The 4,976-nt window shown below is 56.1% G+C and carries 7 protein-coding genes and 1 pseudogene; 5 read left to right on the top strand and 3 right to left on the bottom strand.

Going from position 1 to position 4,976, the window contains the following annotated elements; translation table 11 throughout:
* From ACIQ3A_RS13720 to ACIQ3A_RS13700, 5 genes are all read left to right on the top strand, one after another.
* On the top strand, positions 1–309 hold a 309-nt coding region (locus ACIQ3A_RS13720; protein ID WP_396432285.1), incomplete at its 5' end, for a hypothetical protein.
* Positions 310–401: 92 nt separating this feature from the next.
* Positions 402–917 carry a tetratricopeptide repeat protein gene (locus ACIQ3A_RS13715; protein WP_396432284.1) on the top strand — a complete coding sequence of 172 codons (516 nt, stop codon included), beginning with the start codon at positions 402–404 and terminating at the stop codon, positions 915–917.
* Positions 918–997: 80 nt separating this feature from the next.
* Positions 998–1,261, top strand: a complete 264-nt coding sequence (locus tag ACIQ3A_RS13710; protein ID WP_396432283.1) for a DUF4212 domain-containing protein — start codon at positions 998–1,000, stop codon at positions 1,259–1,261.
* A complete protein-coding gene (locus tag ACIQ3A_RS13705) occupies positions 1,258–3,372 on the top strand; it encodes a sodium:solute symporter family protein (protein ID WP_396432282.1) in 2,115 nt (704 codons plus the stop codon). Before ACIQ3A_RS13710 ends, ACIQ3A_RS13705 begins: the two co-directional genes overlap by 4 nt.
* Positions 3,373–3,533: 161 nt before the next feature.
* Entirely contained in the window at positions 3,534–3,809 is a 276-nt protein-coding gene (locus tag ACIQ3A_RS13700; protein WP_396432281.1) for a DUF4212 domain-containing protein, read from the top strand.
* Between the two features lie 39 nt (positions 3,810–3,848).
* On the opposite strand, the gene ACIQ3A_RS13695 is transcribed toward ACIQ3A_RS13700, so the two are convergent.
* From ACIQ3A_RS13695 to ACIQ3A_RS13685, 3 genes and pseudogenes are all read right to left on the bottom strand, one after another.
* A complete protein-coding gene (locus ACIQ3A_RS13695; protein ID WP_396432280.1) occupies positions 3,849–4,490 on the bottom strand; it encodes a 2-hydroxychromene-2-carboxylate isomerase in 642 nt (213 codons plus the stop codon).
* Positions 4,491–4,524: 34 nt separating this feature from the next.
* The gene (locus ACIQ3A_RS13690; RefSeq protein ID WP_396432279.1) at positions 4,525–4,782 is read right to left on the bottom strand and encodes a DUF1289 domain-containing protein; all 258 of its coding nucleotides are present in this window, start codon (positions 4,780–4,782) and stop codon (positions 4,525–4,527) included.
* Positions 4,779–4,976 (bottom strand): annotated as a pseudogene (locus tag ACIQ3A_RS13685) (YbaK/EbsC family protein); the annotation flags it as partial. The gene ACIQ3A_RS13690 and the pseudogene ACIQ3A_RS13685, both read right to left, overlap by 4 nt.

Genomic DNA, 4,976 nt, shown 5'->3' with positions numbered 1-4,976 from the left:
CCAATAAAGCCCATGTTGCTTGCTGTCGTCATTGCCAAGAGTCTGATTGAACTCTCTCTCATGTTCATCGTTGGGCGTTTCTTGCTGGGATTGTTGGCCGGCGCCAACCGTGACCACAATGTGTTTTGGCAACTGTTGGATGTGGCCTCCAAGCCTGCACTTTGGCTGACACGCAAAATCAGTCCCAAACTGATCCTGGACCAGCACATCCCTTTGGCCACCAGCAGTTGGCTTTTGATCGCTTGGGTCTTGGTGGTGCAATTAAAAATAGACATTTGCCTAGAGTTGGGAGTTGCATCATGTCAGTGAAAAGCCATCTCTCTCCCGCAAGCGCGAACACCTCAAGTCGCAGCAGGTGTTTTTGGTTACGTCTTCAAGCCAAGGCCCTTTTGGTATTGGGATTGCGCAGCAAAGCCCACGTTTTGTTTCAAGACATCCTCGAGATCCATCCAGACGATGTTTTGGCACTCAACAGCCTGGGTTTCGAGGCGTTGAACGATCGCCGCTTGATTCAGTCTTTAGGATTTTTTGAACGCGCTCTGGTGCAAACCCCGGCCAATGCCAATGCCCACTTCAACGTGGGCTTTGTTTGCGAAGAACTGGGGCGCAGCCAAGACGCGGAAATCGCCTTCAGAGCGGCCGTTGCAATCGACGAAAAAATGGACCGGGCTTGGTATGGCCTGGGTTTGGCACTGGTGCGTCAGCAACGCTTTGCCGAGTCCTTGGTGGCTTTCGAGCGCAACACCCAGTTGCAATCGATGAGTCCCTACGCTTGGTACCAAATGGCTCGGGTCCACATGGAAATGCAGGAACCCGAAAAAGCCCTGCAAGTCATGCGCCATTTAAAGAGTTTCGAGCCCAAGGTGGCCGCGCAACTCGAAAGAGAAACAGGTTTGAAATTGGACAGCTCGGTTTGAGATTCAAGCCCCAAAAGCCTTGGCTTTGAATGAAAGTTTGACAGTCGGTAGTTTGGTTTTTCAACAATAAGGAGACGATGATGCAGCTCACTGCAAGGCACCAGGAATACTGGGGCAAAAACTTAAGGATCACGGGGCTCTTGCTGGCCTTGTGGTTCTTTGTCACGTTCGTACTTTTGTACTTTTCGCGTGATTTGACGTTCAGCTTTTTTGGCTGGCCATTCTCGTTTTGGGTCGCTGCCCAGGGCGCATTGATCGTCTATTGCCTGATCATTTGGTACTACGCACGCTATATGAACAAGCTTGACAAGGAATATGGCGTTTCTGAAGGAGATGAATCATGAGCGTTTTCGGTGGGGAAGGCCAAACCCAAGGCCAGTTTCAGAAGTCTCTGAACAAAGTTTTCTTGTTCTACGGCGGTGGCTTTGCAGCCTTCGTCATCGTGCTCGCTGTTCTTGAGCAGATGGGCATGCCCAAAGAGTACATCGGCTATGCCTTCTTGGCGGCCACCGTGCTCTTGTACGGCGGTATTGGTGTGATGAGTCGCACCAACGACGCGGCCGAATACTATGTGGCCGGTCGCCGTGTGCCCGCCATCTACAACGGCATGGCTACAGGCTCCGACTGGATGTCGGCGGCTTCGTTCATCGGCATGGCCGGTACGCTTTACCTGACAGGTTACGGCGGTTTGGCCTTCATTCTGGGCTGGACCGGCGGTTACTGTTTGGTGGCTTTGTTCTTGGCCCCTTACTTGCGTAAGTTTGGCCAGTTCACCATTCCCGACTTTTTGGGCGCACGCTACGGCGGCAACATGCCTCGCCTGATTGGCGTGTTTGCGGCCATCTTGGTGTCCTTCGTTTACGTGGTGGCGCAGATCTTCGGCGTGGGCTTGATCACAGCCCGCCTGACGGGCCTGTCCTTCGACGTGGGTGTGTATGTCGGCTTGGCTGGCATTTTGGTCTGCTCGTTCTTGGGCGGTATGCGCGCAGTGACATGGACTCAGGTGGCACAATATTTGATCTTGATCGTCGCCTACATGATCCCGGTGGTTTGGTTGTCGGTGAAACACACCAGCAACCCCGTGCCTCAGATATCTTATGGCTATCTGCTTCAAAAAGTCACGGCCAAAGAAGAGCAATTGCTGAAAGACCCCAAAGAACTCGAAGTTCGCGGTATCTTCAAAGCACGCTCTGACGCAGCCGTTGAAAAGCTGAAAGATGTGCCAGCAGCCATGGCCGCTGACAAAGAAGCAGCCACCAAAAAGCTGGAAGAGCTGAAGGCCGCCAACGCGCCGGCTGCTGACATCAAGGCCGCTGAAGCTGCTGTGGCCGCTTTGCCCAAAGACGAAGCGGCTGCCAAAGCGGCTTACACCGCTGCGCGCACGACCAACGCTGCCCGTGCAGCGCCCCCCCTGCGCCATGCTGAGCCTTTCCCAGGCAAAGACGACGCGGCTCGAGATGTTTCTCGCAAAAACTTCTTGGCCTTGGTGTTCTGTTTGATGATTGGTACGGCTGCGCTGCCACACATCCTGATGCGCTTCTACACCGTGCCCTCGGTGCGTGCAGCGCGTGAGTCGGTGGCTTGGTCGCTGTTCTTCATCTCTTTGTTGTACTTCACCGCGCCTGCTTTGGCAGTGCTGGTCAAGTTTGACATCTACACGCTCTTGGTCGGCACGCCCATGGACCAATTGCCGGGATGGATTGCACGCTGGAACGTGGTCGACCCCACGCTGATGGCGGTGGCTGACATCAACAAAGATGGCATCTTGCAACTGGCAGAGATCCGCTTGGGCGGTGACATCGTGGTGTTGGCCACTCCTGAAATCGGCGGCTTGCCGTTCGTGATTTCTGGTTTGGTGGCAGCGGGTGGTTTGGCTGCGGCTTTGTCCACGGCCGATGGCTTGTTGCTGACCATTGCCAACGCCTTGTCGCACGACGTTTACTACAAAGTGATTGACCCGAACGCCTCGGCCAACCGTCGCGTGACGATCTCCAAAGTCCTTTTGGTGTTCGTGGCCTTGGCTGCGGCTTATGTCGCATCCCTGCGCATGGCGGACATTTTGTTCTTGGTGTCTGCGGCCTTCTCGTTTGCTGCGGCAGCCTTCTTCCCGGCGTTGACCCTTGGCATCTTCTGGAAGCGTGCCAACAAGTGGGGCGCGTCGCTGGGCATGGTGGCTGGTTTGGGCATCTCGTTCTACTACATGCTCAAAACACATCCCTGGATGTACGGCTTGTTCCATGAAGGATCGCTCACGCCTGAAATCCTGAAGGCCAACACCTGGTGGGACATTGCCCCGATCTCGGCGGGCATCTTTGGTGTGCCACTGGGCTTCGCGGTGATCATCATTGTTTCGCTGCTGACCAAGGCACCCGACAAAGAAGTTCAGGACTTGGTGGAGAACGTCCGCTTCCCAAGCTTTGACGGTTCGACCTCACAAGGTAGTGCTGCTCATTAAAAGGTCCAGATTGGCAAGGCCTGTCTTGCCAAGCTGACCCCTTCCAAAAAACCCGGTCGCTTCACGCGATCGGGTTTTTTCTTTTTCTCGGTGGGCTTTTTTCATGGGCTCAAGGGAAAACACCCAGATCTTGTGGACCTGTTTTGTCTCTATGCTGGGTGATGACCAAAACAACACACTCGCTCGCCCTGAACAAACGCAAATGGCGATTGACATGGCTGTTGCTGCTGCTGTGGGCCTTGACAAGTTTTGGACCCGCATTTTTTGCGCGCAGTCTTTCGTTTGAGGTGTGGGGATGGCCCTTTCATTTCTGGATGGCCGCGCAAGGCTCATTCCTGATCTTTCTAGCGATGGTGGTGCTGTTCGCCTGGCTGATGAACCGCTGGGAAAAAGAATTGCATGACCAGGGCGATGACATGCCGTCCTCGTCAAAGTGATTTTTTTAACGCCAACTGCAACTTTTAAATAACACCGCCTCAGAGCTTGCGCTGAATGCCCACGGGCAGCTGCGCCACGCTGGTCCAGTCGGTCGACTGGAACCAGGGGTCACCCTGCAAATACGCCCGCAGCATGGGCAAAGCATCACTGCCCCAGAACACCTGTCCGTTCACCACAAAACTGGGCACGCCAAACAAGTTCAGTGCCAAGGCTTCATCGGTGTTGTTCTTCAAGAGCTTCTTGACTTCGTCGCTGCCGACATCCGCCCTCGGTGCCAGATCGGCGCTCAAGGTGGCCAGGCGTTCTGCGTCGGCCGCCTCCAAACCGCTGCACCAGACATGCCGAAAAATCTTTTCGCACACAAACCGGTTGGGCTCGCCTGCCGCATCGCAAGCCGTGGCCAGGCGCAACAAGCCCAACGAATTGAACGGGTGGCTGGCGGGCAGCTGTAACGGGGTGCCCTGAACACGTGCCTGCCATTGCACTTGGCGGTAGGCCCAGTCGCGCTTGGCGGGAATCTCTGCCGGACCCAACTGCCCATGGTGTTTGAGCATGGCGCCCAACACCACCGGCTTGTGCACCACGCGGTAACTGATGCCCTGCAAGCTTTGAGGCAAGGCGTCGAATGCCAGCCAGGCGTAGGGCGAAATAAAGTCCAGGTAGAAGTGGATGGTTTTCATGGGGCTCTGGGCCGTGGGCCAAAAGTGGGGGGACTCAGCGGTCAGTCGCCTGGCGCTTCAATAAGCGCTCAGGAATCTGCGACCACACCAAGCGTTTTTCCTCGTCGCTGGCGCGGCTCCAGCCGCCGATTTCGGGCAGCGTGCGCAAGCAACCGTCACACCAGCCCGCACCGGGGTGCATCAGGCACAGCGAGACACAAGGCGATGGCACTGAATTGGGCGTCGGCGGCTCCGGCTGGGCCAGCACCTGGGCAGCACGCTCAGCCAGTTTTTTCCAGTAGTGCTCGCTCATGCAGCCACCTCTGAGGTAGCCTGAACCACATCCACCACCGGTGCACCGGTCAGGTTCTTCAGGTCCTCCGGTTGCAACTGAAAAACGCCATGCGGGTGACCTGCCGCGGCCCAGACCACTGCAAAGCGCCACAGGTCCTGGTCGAGCAAGGTGACAGGCGGGTTGAGGTGCGCCACCGGGGAAACACCGCCAAT

The sequence above is a fragment of the Limnohabitans sp. genome, assembly GCF_044361985.1.
In the GTDB taxonomy this organism is placed as follows: Bacteria; Pseudomonadota; Gammaproteobacteria; order Burkholderiales; family Burkholderiaceae_C; genus Limnohabitans_A.
This window is presented reverse-complemented; position numbering and strand designations above follow the sequence as displayed.